The 13452-nt window shown below is 39.7% G+C and carries 15 protein-coding genes and 1 pseudogene; 1 reads left to right on the forward strand and 15 read right to left on the reverse strand.

Features of this window, described 5'->3' with window-relative positions; genetic code table 11:
* Window positions 1-60: 60 nt before the first annotated feature.
* From ACZ5C4_RS09710 to ACZ5C4_RS09755, 10 genes and pseudogenes are all read right to left on the reverse strand, one after another.
* Window positions 61-585, reverse strand: a complete 525-nt coding sequence (locus ACZ5C4_RS09710; protein WP_464520814.1) for a DUF3877 family protein — start codon at window positions 583-585, stop codon at window positions 61-63.
* Window positions 586-774: 189 nt separating this feature from the next.
* Window positions 775-1365 carry a hydrolase gene (locus tag ACZ5C4_RS09715; RefSeq protein ID WP_464520815.1) on the reverse strand — a complete coding sequence of 197 codons (591 nt, stop codon included), beginning with the start codon at window positions 1363-1365 and terminating at the stop codon, window positions 775-777.
* Between the two features lie 53 nt (window positions 1366-1418).
* Entirely contained in the window at window positions 1419-2123 is a 705-nt protein-coding gene (locus ACZ5C4_RS09720; RefSeq protein WP_464520816.1) for a 3'-5' exonuclease, read from the reverse strand.
* Between the two features lie 116 nt (window positions 2124-2239).
* Complete coding sequence (locus tag ACZ5C4_RS09725; RefSeq protein ID WP_464520817.1) at window positions 2240-3301, reverse strand: FUSC family protein; 1062 nt, start codon at window positions 3299-3301, stop codon at window positions 2240-2242.
* A 297-nt stretch (window positions 3302-3598) separates the two neighbouring features.
* Window positions 3599-3880: a DUF3990 domain-containing protein gene (locus ACZ5C4_RS09730; RefSeq protein WP_464520818.1), complete on the reverse strand. Its 282-nt coding sequence runs from the start codon at window positions 3878-3880 to the stop codon at window positions 3599-3601.
* A 140-nt stretch (window positions 3881-4020) separates the two neighbouring features.
* Window positions 4021-4101: pseudogene (locus ACZ5C4_RS09735) on the reverse strand (cysteine-rich KTR domain-containing protein); the annotation flags it as partial.
* Window positions 4102-4149: 48 nt separating this feature from the next.
* Window positions 4150-4944 (reverse strand): CPBP family intramembrane glutamic endopeptidase, encoded by a 795-nt coding sequence (locus tag ACZ5C4_RS09740; RefSeq protein ID WP_464520819.1) that lies wholly within the window; start codon window positions 4942-4944, stop codon window positions 4150-4152.
* 95 nt (window positions 4945-5039) lie between these two features.
* Window positions 5040-5336 (reverse strand): hypothetical protein, encoded by a 297-nt coding sequence (locus tag ACZ5C4_RS09745; protein WP_464520820.1) that lies wholly within the window; start codon window positions 5334-5336, stop codon window positions 5040-5042.
* Between the two features lie 80 nt (window positions 5337-5416).
* On the reverse strand, window positions 5417-5896 hold the full coding sequence (rlmH, locus tag ACZ5C4_RS09750; protein WP_464520821.1) for a 23S rRNA (pseudouridine(1915)-N(3))-methyltransferase RlmH: 480 nt from the start codon (window positions 5894-5896) through the stop codon (window positions 5417-5419).
* A complete protein-coding gene (locus tag ACZ5C4_RS09755; RefSeq protein WP_464520822.1) occupies window positions 5893-7941 on the reverse strand; it encodes a HelD family protein in 2049 nt (682 codons plus the stop codon). Before ACZ5C4_RS09755 ends, rlmH begins: the two co-directional genes overlap by 4 nt.
* A gap of 205 nt (window positions 7942-8146) precedes the next feature.
* Here ACZ5C4_RS09755 and ACZ5C4_RS09760 point away from each other — a divergent pair, with 205 nt between their 5' ends.
* Window positions 8147-8677, forward strand: a complete 531-nt coding sequence (locus ACZ5C4_RS09760; protein WP_464520823.1) for an FKBP-type peptidyl-prolyl cis-trans isomerase — start codon at window positions 8147-8149, stop codon at window positions 8675-8677.
* Between the two features lie 56 nt (window positions 8678-8733).
* On the opposite strand, the gene ACZ5C4_RS09765 is transcribed toward ACZ5C4_RS09760, so the two are convergent.
* The 5 genes from ACZ5C4_RS09765 to ACZ5C4_RS09785 all read right to left on the reverse strand — a co-directional run bounded on the left by ACZ5C4_RS09765 (window position 8734) and on the right by ACZ5C4_RS09785 (window position 13379).
* Window positions 8734-9225: a pyridoxamine 5'-phosphate oxidase family protein gene (locus ACZ5C4_RS09765; RefSeq protein ID WP_464520824.1), complete on the reverse strand. Its 492-nt coding sequence runs from the start codon at window positions 9223-9225 to the stop codon at window positions 8734-8736.
* 39 nt (window positions 9226-9264) lie between these two features.
* Window positions 9265-9669: a C-GCAxxG-C-C family protein gene (locus ACZ5C4_RS09770; RefSeq protein ID WP_464520825.1), complete on the reverse strand. Its 405-nt coding sequence runs from the start codon at window positions 9667-9669 to the stop codon at window positions 9265-9267.
* Between the two features lie 109 nt (window positions 9670-9778).
* Entirely contained in the window at window positions 9779-11173 is a 1395-nt protein-coding gene (gene gltA / locus ACZ5C4_RS09775) for an NADPH-dependent glutamate synthase (RefSeq protein ID WP_464520826.1), read from the reverse strand.
* On the reverse strand, window positions 11173-12060 hold the full coding sequence (locus tag ACZ5C4_RS09780) for a sulfide/dihydroorotate dehydrogenase-like FAD/NAD-binding protein (RefSeq protein ID WP_186874427.1): 888 nt from the start codon (window positions 12058-12060) through the stop codon (window positions 11173-11175). Before ACZ5C4_RS09780 ends, gltA begins: the two co-directional genes overlap by 1 nt.
* Before the next feature lie 137 nt (window positions 12061-12197).
* Window positions 12198-13379, reverse strand: coding sequence for an iron-containing alcohol dehydrogenase (locus tag ACZ5C4_RS09785; RefSeq protein WP_464520827.1), 1182 nt, complete (start codon window positions 13377-13379; stop codon window positions 12198-12200).
* Window positions 13380-13452 lie beyond the last annotated feature (73 nt).

Here is a 13452-nt window from a genome sequence, read left to right on the forward strand (position 1 = left end):
TAGTATATGTGCGGCAGTTGTACGCTTATTCCTTCTCTTATATACGATTTTGCTTTTATCTTACTTCTCTTCTTTCAGCCTTGCATACGCCTCTTTTGTAAATCTATGATATTCCAGCCCAAATGCATCCTCTTCTATATAATATACATACACATCTGGATTTCCGTCAGTAAACCAGACTGCCCATTCACTCTTTGTTTCTTTATCCACCGATACCTTCTTTGAAAAAGACTGAAATACTTTAAGGGCATCTTCTAATTTCTTGTCCGGTGTTGTAATTACGCGAAGCAAGGCCTTTAAAAATACATTCTCAGGAATATTTTTATGGATATACTGCGTCCCTTCCGGAGGAATTTTTACACAATATCTTCCGCGTTCTTCTGTCTCTTTTATTTCTATATCTCCTAGTTTTCCCTTCATCTGGCAGCAGAACTCTTTTATTTTTAAAGGAAGCTCCACCGAATCGGTACAGAGAAGCTCCAACAAAGACTCCTCCGGATAATAAAGCCGAAGCTCTTCCTTCCGGTACCCAATCTTTATCTCCCATTCCTTTACTGTATCGTAAATATTTCTTTCTAGATCCATATGCCCTCCTTTATACAAAAAAATCATATGATTGATTATAACATAATCATCCAGAAAACATTACATCTTTCTTTTTTTATGTTTTATCCAGAGAAAACATATAGATTCAAAAAAATTGTCAAGAGATTTTCCGCAATTTAGAAAATCTCCTGACTTTCCTTTAAATTTTGGCTTCTTTTGTTCTACGAATTATACTCCCATTTCCTGCATTTCACATTTTATCTGTTCTTCACACGAACGCATTGCCAGGATTGTTTTTTCAAACAATTCTTCCAATTCCCACCCCAGTTGTTCTGCTCCTCTTTTTATAACATCTCTGGAACACCCTGCCGCGAAGCGTTTATCCTTGAATTTTTTCTTTACGCTGGAAACCTCCATATCCATCACACTTTTTGAAGGGCGCATCAATGCTGCTGCACCAATCAGACCTGTCAGTTCGTCTGACGCAAACAATATTTTCTCCATCTCGTGAACCGGTTCGATATCACAGCAGATTCCATATCCATGGGAACAAATAGAACGTATCATATCTTCCCCCACTCCTGCTTCTCTTAATAATTCTGGTGCTTTTTTGCAATGCTCCTCCGGATAAAGTTCAAAGTCAATGTCATGTAAAAGTCCGACGATTCCCCAGTAATCCTGCTTGTCAGTGTATCCTTGTTCAGCGGCATACCAACGCATGACCCCTTCTACTGTCAACGCATGCTGAACATGGAATGTTTCCTTGTTATATTTTCTCAATAATTCTATTGCTTCTTTCCGTGTTATCTGGTTTGTCATGTCTATCGTTCCTTTCATTTTTATCTGCATACTGCGCACAGTGCTTATATTTTCTATCCCAAATTGCCCGACAGTATTCTCTCAATCATCTGCGACGCCTCATTTTTTGTCAGTTTCTTCTTGTCTAACTCGATATCCAGACCTTTTTGTTTTACCAGACGTTTTAAAAGAGACAACTGCTTTTCTGTAGCTGGAAAGCTGACTGTAGCAGAACATTTTAATGGTTCAGGAGCAAATACCGACGGCATCTTTTCTTCATAATAATGCGCCAAAGTCTGGTATAGCTTTGCCGTTGCAAGTGCATCGTGATAGGCGCGGTGTGCTGAATGATTCTGTATTTGATAATGTTCACATAAGGCGCCCAATCTTTTGGAGGGCATCGATGGATGAACAGCCTTGGCAATTTTCAGAGTATCTATTCCTTGATGTTCAAACATATATCCATTTTTATGTGCATGATTCCAGATAAAGCTAAAATCAAACTGTACATTGTGCCCGATTAAAATGTCTTCCTGGCAGAATTTTACAAAATCAGAAAGTACCTCTTGGCAGCTTCTCGCTCCTTCTACCATTTCCTCTCGAATTCCTGTTAGTCCGGTGATTTCTGCAGGAATACCAAATTCTGGTTTAATAAATTCTATAAATCTTTCCGCTACTTTTCCTTCCCGTACCTTTAGGGCCCCTATTTCGAGAATTTCATGTTCCTGTGGGTTTAGTCCTGTCGTCTCAATATCGAAAGCAATATACGATTTTTGCATATGAGCTTCTTTTTAACTCCCTTTTCTTTTGTATTATGTTTACATTTCCTTCTTTCTTATTTTCGTATAAACTCCCTGAAATGTCAATAAAGCAACACACATTTGGAAAGAATCCTTCAATACTTTCCTTTGTCACTTCTCCCTGTCGTTTTATCAATTAGTCCATTTACTGTCTTTTCCATCATCTGCCCATATACCGAGCCACATATATTATTAAAAATTCTAAAAAAAACTGCTCCAGGAACTCCAAGAAATCCGACTGCAATCGCCATTGCCCCCAGAGAGTTAAAGACCGCCTGCCATTGGTATGTCGCTGACAAGCCTACACCAATTCCGCCTAAAATACCAATGTAGGAATAAAAACTTTCAGGTAAAACCAACGAAATGGCTAAAAATATGATTCCCCCTGCTATATTGCCGGGGATTCTCTTTTTTACTCTGTCTTTCAAATCAGATTGGAACGGAAGCAATACAGACATTGCTGCAATTCCCGCCCACATTCCACGCGGCAAATGGAATACCTCAAAAAAGTAAAGTATTGTAGCTACCCCTATTGTCAGTGTAAACTGCCATCTTGTCCTAGAAGAGTCAAGGCGTATCTCCTCTCGGATAGATTTTATATTTCTTTTATATTCCTTATGATGATGCCCACGGTAATAAACAACCGCGGTAACAACTGCCCCTGCCGCCAAACCGACAATACGAAGCAGATATGCCCGCCCTGTGACATCATAGCCATAGAAAAGCAAATATCCAAGAACCAGTGTAGAGTGGTTCGCCATCATTACGTTATGGCAACCTAAAAAAACAAGCGCTCCTATGAATACCAGATTGATTATCAATCCGCCTGTTGGATTCAGCTCATTAGCAAGTCGTGGCCCTACCGCAAGCATACCAAAAATCAAAAATAAAATTCTGATTCCTTCCCTGGTCTGAATCCCGAAATCAGCGTATCGAAAGACCATAACGCAAAGAAGGACAACTACTCCTGTTATACTGTTATCCTCTCCAAAAAGCTGGGTATAGCCAATCACAAATATCATACAAAAAGCCATTGTCAATAAAATTTTAAACAGATAGACCATGATATGATATATTCGTTCTTTCTTTTCTGATGTGTTTTTTATCAAATTCTTAGAACCAGACTGATTCAACTGCAGCTCCTGATAAAAGGTCATATAATTGTTTCCTCCTTCACGCTTATATCTGCCGTTATCGGGGAGGAAGTATATCATCCCTGTTTCTTTTTGTCAATTTTTCCGAGATAATTTATGTATATTTAATAATCTATCTGTTTTGCTTCTTTCTAAAATATTTCAAAAGACAAAATACAAATCTATTCCATACTGTGCCGATAATTTTTCCGCATCTTCGGCTCGAAACAATTCTTTTGCATCTGGCTTTGTATAAATCGTTACCCATGCCGGAGGAACGGGACCTGATGCTTATCAATCTGATACGTTGGATATTTAAACTTAATCAATTCCCAAAAAACAGCTTTTGATACCTCTGCGGCATTCGACCACAAACTGAAGCCATTCTTCTGTCATTTCATCAAAGATTTTTGTTTTCAAATCGGCGTTTTCTTTATATTCATATTTATTGACAATATGATATTTTCTTTTTGTTATAGCCCAGCGCCTCGCCTGCTTCTCATAAATTATACAGTAAAATCCGTAACCAAAATCTTTATAAAACCCATTCTCTAAGATTTGCGGGGTGATCACTGCAACATTACTCCCATGATATAAAGTCATACAGCAGCTTCCTTTCTTTCATTACAAAGTCTATAATATCACCAATCAAATATTCTATTCACAATATGTAGAACATATCATAATACAAAAATATTTTAAATCCTCAGTTTATCAAACTAGAATTTACTTAGCAGACTTGTTTATCCACTCATCAAGAAGTTTTTAAGTTCTGTATCTTTCCGCAATTTTATTCGCGTCTTACTTTTACAAATAGGGTATAGAAGCCATTCTTTTTTTCATACCAACCCCTCACCATTGATTTACTCATACTATTCGTCTGTTTTTTTGTTGTATATCACAACAGTTAAAATCGAAACAAATACAATCACAGTATTTGCTACAACAGTTCCTGCCCAAGATGTTGTAGTAGTTGCAAAAACAGAATAAGCAGCATTAAACAAGGTATGAAATAGTACGCACATGAACACATAGCTTTTGCCTGATATTTTGCAGATCGCTCCAAAGAAAAACCTCAAAGCCATACATTGTATGGCAAACATTCCAAAATTGATAAGTCCCTCTTCATGATTTGTTCCTGGTATGAAAAAAAGCGGAATATGCCATGCAATCCAAATAATACCGGATAAGATACAAGATAGAACATAACCAAATTTCTTATTCAGTCCTGGTTGCAAAATATATGCCCAACCTGTTTCCTCCAAGCCTCCGATAAAAAGATTACCTGGTAAGGAAAGAAAAAATGTATAAAATGGGAGCGTTAATTCTACACTTCCTGTAATAAGAGCGTGTATTGAAAAGTACAAAATAAGTCCTGCAACAACAAAGAAATAGGGGTATATGTTGTTTTTAACGTAAAAAACAGTTTTTAACCATTCCCAAAGGTTTATTGTTTTGTTATTTTTCTTTAAAACAAAGTAAGAGGTAATAGCTGGTGACAGAATATATATCGCAAAAGGAATATCCATACAAAATTGCGGTAACGTATTAACCCAACCATAAACTCTATATCCCAATTTTCCAAGAACAATTAAACTGCCTGATACAAGATAGGCTATACAAAATGTTAGGACAGTAAAATGCACTATAATTTTTTTATCAGTCAAAATTTTCTCCCCCTCATATCATCTGTATAGTTTCTGTACTGTATATGCGCTATACAAAAAAGGCAAAAAAGAATATTTCGTATAAATAGCTATTATCAATTTTTATTCTCAGCAATTTGTTTGTCAAGGAATTGCTCAAATTTTTTTAACATCTTAAACAAATCGTTATAAGCACTTTCTGGTATTTCTCTTAATGCTACAAAGATTTCATCACTTAGCTGCTCATGAAGTTTTTTATGCCCTTCATAATAGTTGTCCTCCATAACTTCCAATTTGTCACCCTGATTTCTTTCATTATACCATTCGTTTATTTCTCTGTCATTGTATTTCTCTCTCATAAGAAAAGAGAGCAGATTCTCATCTGTTCGCTCTCTTCCCGAATTATTTCTCATCACATCATGCCCTGTGTAAAAATCCCACTTAATTTATGATACGGCTGTGCATAACATACCCAACTGATAAAAAAGCGCACTTATTTGTGGTACGGCTCTCCACTGTTAATCCGAAAGCTTCTGTAAATCTGTTCTAGCAATATCACTCGCATCAACTGATGTGGGAATGTCATCTTGGAAAAACTAAGTGAAAAGTCCGCACGCTTTAGAACCTCTTTTCCTAATCCTATTGAGCCGCCGATGACAAATGCAATGCTGCTTTTCCCCTGTATACCTAAATGTTTTATCTTCTCCGCCATTTCTTCCGAAGTCAGCATCTTGCCTTGTATCTCCAATGTAATCACATACATATCGTCTTTGATATATTTTAAAATACGCTGGCCTTCTTTATCGCGAATCCCCTCCTCCACTGTTTGACTTGCTGTATCCGGCGTTTTTTCATCTGCCACCTCAATCATTTCCAGCCTGCAATATTTAGAAAGTCTTTTTGTATATTCCGCAATGGCATCTCTTAGATATTTTTCCTTTATCTTTCCTACTGTCAGAATTGTAATTCTCATCTTTTTTCTCCTGTCTGATACATATAGAGTTCATGCAGCGCCCTGGTTGCACAGATATATGCCGCCTGCTTGTACAACGGATTTTTGTCATCATTTAAAACAGCAAATACCTGGTCAAATTCCAGCCCTTTTGCCAGATAAAATGTTGTGACAGTAAGTCCCTTTTGGAAGGTACTACTGTTTCTATCCACATAGTTGGCATGCACATTCCATTTTTTTAGCAAAGAAAACAGATGCCACGCCTCTCCTTCTGTCATTGTGAGAATCGCCGCTGTTTCATACGTATCTTCTCCAATGGATACATTCTTTAAGATTATATCCAGAAGCTCTTTCTCTGTCTGAAATTGCTGTTCATCTACCTCCTTGCCATGTCGGTGAAACAGCTCCAAATCTGTAATACCGCTGATACGTTCTGCGAACTTAGCGATCTCTACTGTATTACGATAACTTTTCTTTATTTCAATACTGCGGTATTTTTTTCCAAATATTTTCGTAAAAAACTTCAAAACATCCTGCGGTTCTGTTCCTAATGTCTGCGCCTTATCTCCCAATATCGTCATCCGGCAGGAAAACAGACTATGAAGTATAAGATATTGTATATACGAATAATCCTGCATTTCATCAATCACCAGGTGCTTGATATTTTTGTGAACTGCTTTTTTCTTAAGGCGGTATTTCAGATACAACATTGGATACACATCCTCATAGCAGAGCTTTCGTCTTTCATAAGGCACCTCCGGCAGCGTATCCATACCGCACCATGCAAGCAGCCGGTTATAAATCTCATAGATGTCCTTAGTCATGTACAGCGCGTCAAATTTTCTTTTGAGATAGTCCTTTTCTTCATCAGAAATGTCTCGGCTATACAGCGTTTCGTATGAGTCCACAAAATATTCCATCAACGCGTCCATTCTTTCAAGCAGCGGTGTATCTTGAAATTTGAAATAAAATAAGCGAATTAACTCTTCTTCTGTCAGTTTCATTCCCTTGAATGTAATCTCCTTGAACTCCATCAGCTCATCTTCCAGTACCGCCAGAAATCCTTCTATCTCTCCTGCGAATTGTGCTGACTGTTTACTGTTGAATGTATCTGCCTGCACGCAGTCCGGATATTTCATTCTGCGCTCTAAATCCTGGTACTTGTCTTCACAGTCTTCAACTATATCCTTTAACTCGTGATAGGCAAACACATCAAAACTCATCTCCTGGATGTTCTCTTCCCCCAGCTCTGGAAGGATATGAGAGATATAATCCGCAAAGACACTGTTTGGAGAAAGGATCAAGATATTAGAAGATTTCAGATTCTTTCTGTCATGGTACAGAAGGTATGCAATTCTATGCAGTGCTATCGATGTCTTCCCACTTCCGGCAGCTCCTTGAATAACAAGAATTTTATCGTTTAAGTTGCGGATAATTGCATTTTGTTCTTTCTGGATTGTACGCACAATATTTTTCAGGCGTATATCTCCATTTTGTCCTAACTCCTGCTGCAAAATTTCGTCATCAATCTTCGTATCACATTCAAAAGCATATATCATTTTTCCGTTTCTTATTTTATACTGCCATTTTGCACATACTCTGCCTTTTACTGTGCCGGACGGGGCTTCATAGGCAGCGTCTCCATTGTCTGCATCATAAAAAAGGCTGCATACCGGCGCTCTCCAGTCATAAATAAGAGGGGTCATACCGGCTCTCAATGCAAAATTTCCGATACCGATATAAAACGGCTCTTTCTCGCTCTCTCCCTGAAAAAGAAAATCTACCCTTCCAAAAAAAGGTTCTCTGTACATTTTTTCAAAACGTTGTTTTAAGAGAAGCTTTTCCTGATTGATATTTATCTGGCTGAAAAGGGCCTGTTGATTATCATACTCTTCATAGCCATACTGATCCATTTCCGCATAATTTTCCCAGTAATATTCTTGTATACTGGCAATTTCTCTCTGCCCTTCGCTCAAAGTCTGTTCTATCTCTTCTATACGGTCTTTCAGCTTTTCCGTAACCTCTTTTAAAAACTGTATTCCATCAAAATAACTGTACTCTTTCATTTCTTCCCTTTCTGCGATTTATGTCTTCTAAGCCTTTCCTTCTTTAAGCACTGAAGGTACTGCGGACGATAGTCTTATGGGATAGTATATCATGTATTTTGTAAAAAATAATCACATTTTCTTCATATTTTCATGCTAGAATAAACAGGTCGAAAATACAACGACTGCAAGGAAATATATTTAAGATGAAACGAGGTACTAAGTTTTGAAAAAAGAAAATCGCAAATTGGCACAGCAGCAGAGAGCTGCTGAAAGAAAAAAGAAAGAATTAACAAGAAAAATTAAGAAGTTTCTTGTTATTTTTATTCCCCTGCTGGCTGTTCTGCTTCTTGTTGCTGTCCTTGTATGGGACTCTATCCGTTCAGATTCATCCGATAATGCTTCCGCCTCTGCCTCTTCCTCGGACTCCCAGACAGATACAAATAACGGCGGCACAGATACATCTTTGTCAACGGATTCTTCCTTAAGTGTTGCGGACGGAAATACAGTAAATATTGACTATGTAGGCACTGTAGATGGCGTAGAATTTGATGGGGGAAGCACAAATGGCGCCGGTACAGATCTCACCATAGGTTCGGGGCTTTATATTGACGACTTTGAAGAACAGCTCATTGGTTCTCATCCAGGAGATACAGTAGAAGTTCATGTAACTTTTCCGGATCCCTATACAGGTAATCCTGATTTAAGCGGAAAAGATGCTGTGTTTACTGTAACGATAAATGGAATCTATCAGTAAAAAGCTGCCGGTATCTGCTCTATAACGGATGAAGCGGGAGTACAATACACTTGTTTTTATTTCGGCTCCCGCTTTTTCCCTGTAAACTCTGTCACATCAATACGATATACGGCGACACGATGCAGCATCTCTTCCTTAAACTGAATTTCTGCCTCTGGAGCCAAATGTTCCATTAAAAGCTTCAGTCCATATATTTTTTCCTTATTTTCCTCGATTCTGTGTATAGTTCCATTCCCCATAATGCTGCGGTACGCATAGGAATAGCTGCATGTATAGTCTCCCTGAATCAGTGCATGCGTACAGTCCATTTCAAATGCAACCTGCACATTTTTTTTGAATGCCTCCGCCTTTCTTCCTTCACATGCACTGTGCACATACAGCTTTAGCTTCCTTTCTTCCTCTGAAAACACATATCCGAAATTCATTGGCACGATAAACATTCCATGTTCGTCACAGGAGCCAATACGAACTACTTTACATTCTTCCAATATTTCCTGCATTTCTTTCATATCGTGAATCTCTCTTTTATGGAGACGCATTGGGTACATTTTATTTCCTCCTCTCTTTTACAGCTTTCGCGCTTGTTCTTATTTTTCACTTAAAAATACTTCTGCCAGCGTAACAGCATCTGCAATACATTTGTCACAAGGGGAAAGAACCTTTCCTGTCGCAACTCCTTTCAGCTCACGACAATATACAGAGCCAGTTTTCTCGCGGAATTTATCTGCATAATCTCTCACCTTCTTATACGTATCCGCTTTTGTTAATCCCGCATTTACAGTGCCGCCGCTATTTTTCATTCCTATTAACATGAACAGACCTGTCAGGGCGCCGCATGTATCCATAGAACCCATGCCAAGTCCAAACCCTTCCGCCAGCTTATAGGCTTGTTCCTCTTCTATTCCCAATTCTTTGCAGAAAGAACACAATACCGCCTGTGCACAGTTATACCCTTTTTTGTGATTTTCAAGGGCAAGTTCTTTTTTTGTCATTTTCCTTATCCTTTCTTACAGAAAATGCTCCGCATAAGTCTATTTGCCTGGTTATACCGGACACAGATCTGTGCGGAGCTTGATTTTGTTACATTTTGCTGTTTACTTCTTATTTTTCTTTATTCTTTAAATACTCGTCGATTCCTTTCGCGCCTGCTTTTCCCGCACCCATTGCGAGGATAACTGTGGCAGCGCCGGTTACGGCGTCGCCGCCTGCAAATACGCCTTCCTTAGATGTCTGCCCGTTATCTTCATCTGCAACAATACATTTTCTGCGGTTTGTATCCAGCCCCTTTGTGGTAGAAGAAATCAATGGGTTTGGTGAAGTACCAAGCGACATAATGACTGTATCTACCTCAATATCATACTCGGATCCGGAAATTTCAACAGGACGTCTTCTTCCGGAAGCGTCCGGCTCTCCCAATTCCATTTTGATAACCGTCATACTTGTAATGTTTCCATTATCATCTACGTTGATCTTCTTTGGATTTGTAAGAAGATCAAAGATAACGCCTTCTTCCTTCGCATGATGCACTTCCTCTACCCTTGCCGGCAACTCCGCTTCACTTCTTCTGTATACAACATGCACTTCGGCGCCAAGACGCAGCGCTGTTCTGGCAGCATCCATAGCCACGTTTCCACCGCCAACTACCGCAACCTTCTTTCCGGCTGCAATCGGGGTGTCATAAGAGTCGTCGAACGCTTTCATTAAGTTACTTCTCGTCAGATATTCATTTGCAGAAAATACTTCATTTGCATTTTCTCCTGGAATTCCCATAAACATCGGAAGTCCTGCCCCAGAACCGATAAATACCGCCTCAAAGCCTTCTTCCTCCATCAACTGATCAATCGTAGTAGACTTTCCGATCACTACATTGGTTTCAAATTTTACGCCTAACTCTTTTACCTTTTCGATCTCTTTTGCCACTACCTTCTGTTTGGGAAGACGGAATTCTGGGATTCCATATACAAGAACGCCTCCCAATTCGTGAAGAGCCTCGAAGACTGTCACATCATAGCCCAGCTTTGCCAGATCGCCGGCACAGGTAAGTCCCGAAGGGCCGGAACCAATTACAGCTACCTTATGCCCATTCTTTTTCTCTGCTCCTACTGGTTTTATATCATGTTCCAGAGCATAGTCAGCGACAAATCTCTCCAATTTACCGATAGATACAGGCTCTCCCTTGATACCGCGGATACATTTTCCCTCGCACTGCGATTCCTGCGGACACACACGGCCACAGATAGCCGGCAGAGCAGAAGATTTTCCAATCACCTTATATGCTTCTTCAATATTGCCTTCCTTTACTTCATGTATAAATCCAGGAATATCAATTGCGACAGGGCACCCCTGCACACATTTTGCATTTTTGCAGTTTAGACATCTTGCCGCCTCTTCCACTGCTTCTTCCTGATTATATCCAAGACAAACTTCTTCAAAGTTTGTTGCACGCTCTTTTGGATCCTGTTCTCTTACAGGCACCTTCTTCATTACATTTCCCATTAGTTGTCACCTCCACAATGTCCACAGCCGCCGTGATGTGTGTCACCTTCCTGAAGCTTCAGCATCGCACGTCCTTCTTTTGTCTTGTACATCTGGCTTCTCTTCATCGCCTGGTCAAAATCTACCAGATGTCCGTCGAATTCCGGACCGTCTACACAGGCAAATTTGATCTCATCGCCTACCTGAAGACGACAGGCTCCGCACATTCCGGTTCCATCTACCATAATCGGATTCATGCTGACAATTGTAGGAATCTCCAGCTTTTTCGTCAGCAGACATACGAACTTCATCATAATCATAGGGCCAATGGCTACGCATACATCATAATGCTTTCCTTCGTTTACCAGCTCTTCTACCATCGTTGTAACCATACCTGCATGTCCATATGATCCGTCGTCTGTACATGGATAATAATTACCTGCTACTTCCTTCATTTCTGATTCCAGGATCAACATATCTTTTGTTTTGGAACCGACAATTACATCTGCATCAATTCCATGCTCATGCAGCCATTTCACCTGCGGATATACAGGAGCTGCTCCGACGCCACCTGCAACAAACAGCATTTTTTTCTTCTTCAGTGACTCCATATCTTCGTAAACAAATTCTGAAGCGCATCCAAGAGGACCTGTAAAATCGCGGAAACTGTCACCTTCTTTTAGTTCACCCATCTTTGTAGTAGAAGCGCCAACCTCCTGCACAACGATTGTAATTGTGCCTGCTTCTCTGTCATAGTCGCAGATTGTAAGGGGAATACGCTCTCCTTTTTCATCCATTTTTACAATTACAAACTGGCCGGGCTGACAATGACTAGCTACACGCGGTGCATGTACATCCATCAGAAAGATTTTATCAGCCAGTTTTTCAGCTTTTAATATCTTATACATGTTCTTCCTCCTTGTTAAAATCACCCTTTCCCTATAATACGCTATTTGCTGCGGAAAGGCAAGTATTCTTTCATGTCTGTACACACAACAGGGACAGACACAATCTCTTGCGCCTGTCCCTGAATGTATTCTTCCTCTTAGAAGTCAACCTCTGTTCCGTAGTATGTACATGTAAACAGTTTTTCCATTGTTGCGGGATCAATTTCACGCGGGTTGGAACCTGTACAGGCATCCCCTACTGCTAATTCTGCAATTTTAGCAATTTTCTCCTTGAATTCTTCTTCATTGATTCCGAAATCTTTCAGAGTCTTTGGAATATTCAGTTTTACATTGAATTCATCAATCTTTGCTACAAGACTGTTAATCAGCGCTTTTTCTGATGTTCCAGGAAGTCCCATTCTACGTGCGATTTCTGCATAACGTTTTGCTGCTATCGGGTCTTTTGCATTATATTTGATAACATAAGGAAGATAAATTGCATTTGCACATCCATGTGGAATATGTCCTGTTGAGAATGCAGCACCTGTCTTATGTGCCATAGAATGAACAATTCCGAGCAGTGCGTTTGAAAATGCCATTCCTGCCAGACACTGTGCATAATGCATCTGCTCTCTGGCTACCATATCGCAGTTATAAGAAGCCGGCAGATAATCCAGAACCATTTCAATTGCCTGCAAAGCAAGTGGATCTGTAAACGGTCCGTTCAGTGTTGAAACGTAAGCTTCAATTGCATGTGTCAGTGCATCCATACCTGTGTACGCAACCTGTTTTACAGGAAGTCCTGAAACAAGATCTGGATCTACAATCGCAACATCTGGTGTAATGTTAAAGTCTGCTAAAGGATATTTCACACCTGTTTCATAGTTAGTGATAACAGAGAATGCTGTTACTTCTGTAGCCGTTCCTGATGTGGAAGGAATTGCCGCAAATTTTGCTTTTTGTCTTAATTCTGGGAAACCAAACGGCACACAAAGCTGTTCAAATGTCACATCTGGATATTCATAAAATGCCCACATTGCTTTTGCTGCATCGATCGGTGAACCACCTCCCATAGAAACAATCCAATCCGGTTCAAAGGCACGCATCGCTTCAGCGCCTTTCATAACTGTCTCTACAGATGGATCTGGTTCAACACCTTCAAATACCTGAACTTCCATTCCAGCCTCTTTCAGATAATTAACGGCTCTGTCAAGAAAGCCCTGGCGTTTCATAGAACCGCCGCCCACTACTAAGATCGCCTTTTTTCCTTTCAAATTTTTCAGCTCTTCCAGACATCCTTTTCCGTGATAGATGTCTCTTGGTAAACAAAATCTGCTCATAATCTGCATCTCCTTTTGCTTATGTTATTTTTTTAACGAGTATATTATAGCACCTAAAAAATAGTTATACAAG

The organism is Mediterraneibacter flintii, from assembly GCF_055387595.1.

Coding starts and splice junctions, on each gene's coding strand:
- gltA (WP_464520826.1), bottom strand. CDS start 11,173: ATGGGAAATGTAATGAAGAAGGTGCCTGTAAGAGAACAGGATCCAAAA.
- ACZ5C4_RS09745 (WP_464520820.1), bottom strand. CDS start 5,336: ATGAGAAATAATTCGGGAAGAGAGCGAACAGATGAGAATCTGCTCTCT.
- ACZ5C4_RS09730 (WP_464520818.1), bottom strand. CDS start 3,880: ATGACTTTATATCATGGGAGTAATGTTGCAGTGATCACCCCGCAAATC.
- rlmH (WP_464520821.1), bottom strand. CDS start 5,896: ATGAGAATTACAATTCTGACAGTAGGAAAGATAAAGGAAAAATATCTA.
- ACZ5C4_RS09755 (WP_464520822.1), bottom strand. CDS start 7,941: ATGAAAGAGTACAGTTATTTTGATGGAATACAGTTTTTAAAAGAGGTT.
- ACZ5C4_RS09715 (WP_464520815.1), bottom strand. CDS start 1,365: ATGACAAACCAGATAACACGGAAAGAAGCAATAGAATTATTGAGAAAA.
- ACZ5C4_RS09780 (WP_186874427.1), bottom strand. CDS start 12,060: ATGTATAAGATATTAAAAGCTGAAAAACTGGCTGATAAAATCTTTCTG.
- ACZ5C4_RS09770 (WP_464520825.1), bottom strand. CDS start 9,669: ATGACAAAAAAAGAACTTGCCCTTGAAAATCACAAAAAAGGGTATAAC.
- ACZ5C4_RS09710 (WP_464520814.1), bottom strand. CDS start 585: ATGGATCTAGAAAGAAATATTTACGATACAGTAAAGGAATGGGAGATA.
- ACZ5C4_RS09765 (WP_464520824.1), bottom strand. CDS start 9,225: ATGTACCCAATGCGTCTCCATAAAAGAGAGATTCACGATATGAAAGAA.
- ACZ5C4_RS09785 (WP_464520827.1), bottom strand. CDS start 13,379: ATGAGCAGATTTTGTTTACCAAGAGACATCTATCACGGAAAAGGATGT.
- ACZ5C4_RS09725 (WP_464520817.1), bottom strand. CDS start 3,301: ATGACCTTTTATCAGGAGCTGCAGTTGAATCAGTCTGGTTCTAAGAAT.
- ACZ5C4_RS09720 (WP_464520816.1), bottom strand. CDS start 2,123: ATGCAAAAATCGTATATTGCTTTCGATATTGAGACGACAGGACTAAAC.